The sequence below is a fragment of the Armatimonas sp. genome (genome assembly GCF_043760365.1).
GTDB lineage: Bacteria > Armatimonadota > Armatimonadia > Armatimonadales > Armatimonadaceae > Armatimonas.
This window is the reverse complement of record NZ_JAYUPA010000333.1, coordinates 1-1886: the sequence shown is the minus strand read 5'-3', so window position 1 is coordinate 1886 and position 1886 is coordinate 1. Positions and strand designations below refer to the sequence as shown.

Genomic DNA, 1886 nt, shown 5'->3' with positions numbered 1-1886 from the left:
TCGTCGCGCCAGAGCGCCAGCTCCTGCAAGATCGCCAGCTCACGGCGGTTCAGCCCTTGTTTACTGCCTACTTTTTTCCAGAGATCCTCAGGCTGAGTGGTTTCCGAGGCGTTGGTGAGTACCCGTACGGTCTGCTCCTGCGCCCACTCCGCACGGCCCCGTCGCTGGAGCCGCGCCATGAGCCGATCGTGGAGCGTGTGAAGGTAGCGGACATCGTCGGCGGCGTAGCTACACATTGAGGCCGTGAGGGGGCGGCGCGACCAGTCGGAGAACCCCTCCTCTTTGGAGAGCCGCACCTTCAGCACCGACTGCACCAGTGCTCCGTAGCCCACTTGGGTTCCGTAGCCCGCAAACGCCGCCGCGATCTGCGTGTCGAAAAAGGGCGTGGGCATCTCGCCCAGTAGGCTGGTGAGGATCTCGATATCCTGGCCGCCCGCGTGGAAGATCTTCAGAATATCGGGGTCGGTGAGCAGAGGCCCGAGTGCGCCTAAGTCACCCAGGGCCGGAATGTCTAGCAAGGCGATCAGACCATCTGCGGTGCTCACCTGAACCAGCTCCAGCACGGGTTCATAGGTACGCTCACGGATGAACTCCGTATCGAGGGCAAGACGCGGGTCGTCGGCAAGACGGCCTTTCAGCTCAGTGCAGAAAGCATCCAGCTCTGCATGGCGGGTGAGGGGCTGCATAGGCTCTCATTAAACCATCTTTCTAATTTGCGCGTATAATCCCAACGAATGCGTATTTTGTTTCTCGGGGATATTGTCGGAAAGCCAGGCCGTGATGCAGTGGTCGGCCTCTTGCCGGAGCTACGGGAGGAGTTTGCGCCGGAGCTGGTGATTGCCAATGCGGAGAATGCAGCCGGTGGGCGCGGGGTGACCCGCTCCATTGTGCGGGCGTTGCGTGCCAGTGGGGTGGATGTGATTACCACCGGAAACCACGTGTGGGCCAAAACAGACGAGCTGGACCTACTAGACGACGAACCCTGCGTGCTGCGCCCCGCCAACTATCCACCCGGCTCGCCAGGGCGTGGCTGGGGGCTTTTCCGAACCAAGAAGGGCACGCTGATCGGGGTGGCCAACCTGATCGGGCGGGCGCTGATGGAGCCGGTGGACGATCCCTTCCGCGCCGCCGATGCCATCATCACGCAGGTGCTTGAGCAGACCCCCCTACTCTTTATTGATTTTCATGCCGAGACCACCAGCGAGAAAACGGCTTTTGGCTGGCACTGTGCCGGACGCGCTTCCGTTGTGGTGGGAACCCACACGCACGTCCAGACCGCCGATGAGCGCATCTTGCCCGGAGGAACGGCCTATATCACCGATGCGGGAATGTGCGGCCCGGAGGATTCCGTGATCGGAATGAATATCGAGGCGGCCCTGGCACGCTTCAAGACCCAGCTTCCTCACCGTCTCCAAGTCGCCGATAGCCACGGCACCCTCTGTGGCGTTGTCGTTGATCTCGATGAGATCACAGGCAAGGCTCAGAGTATCCAGCGCCTCCGTCGGAGCGAGGTGAATCTTCAGGCGGCAAAGCTCTAGCCGGGCTTAAGAAAGCGACGGATCAGCGTGCCTACCACGGCGTCGCAGGCCGTTGTGGCCTCGTCGCCTGCCACATTGGTGGCCACCAGCGCGGCGAAGCGCTTCTGGGGGGCAGCCCACGCCACGCAAAAATTGAACGTATTGCTGCCTCCGTGCGTCAGTGCTGCGCCCCCCGCCCAGGGGCGCGGCGTGACCATCCAGCCGCCATTGTAATCTCCCCCCCGTGACGGTGTGCTCAGCCAGGTAAGCGTCTCGGGCTTGAGGAGTGTCTGGTGCTCAGGATCGGCAAAGACCGCCACAAACTTCGCCCACTCCCCCAGTGGCAGGTGCACCGCGCCCGCTGGCCCC

Annotated in this window: 2 protein-coding genes and 1 pseudogene; 1 reads left to right on the top strand and 2 read right to left on the bottom strand. The window is 62.6% G+C overall.

Translation table 11 applies throughout. From position 1 onward, the window contains the following. Positions 1–686: ribonuclease D (locus ACH2EH_RS08125; RefSeq protein WP_395140623.1), on the bottom strand; the 686-nt coding region annotated here is incomplete at its 3' end. Between the two features lie 48 nt (positions 687–734). Between ACH2EH_RS08125 and ACH2EH_RS08120 the strand changes: the two genes are divergently transcribed. Further along, entirely contained in the window at positions 735–1538 is an 804-nt protein-coding gene (locus tag ACH2EH_RS08120) for a TIGR00282 family metallophosphoesterase (RefSeq protein WP_395140621.1), read from the top strand. Here ACH2EH_RS08120 and ACH2EH_RS08115 read toward each other — a convergent pair. Next, positions 1535–1886, bottom strand: a pseudogene (locus tag ACH2EH_RS08115) (penicillin-binding protein); the annotation flags it as partial. The gene ACH2EH_RS08120 and the pseudogene ACH2EH_RS08115 overlap by 4 nt on opposite strands.

Excerpts from the sequence above, each read along its gene's own strand:
- ACH2EH_RS08120 (WP_395140621.1), top strand. The coding sequence starts at position 735 with ATGCGTATTTTGTTTCTCGGGGATATTGTCGGAAAGCCAGGCCGTGAT.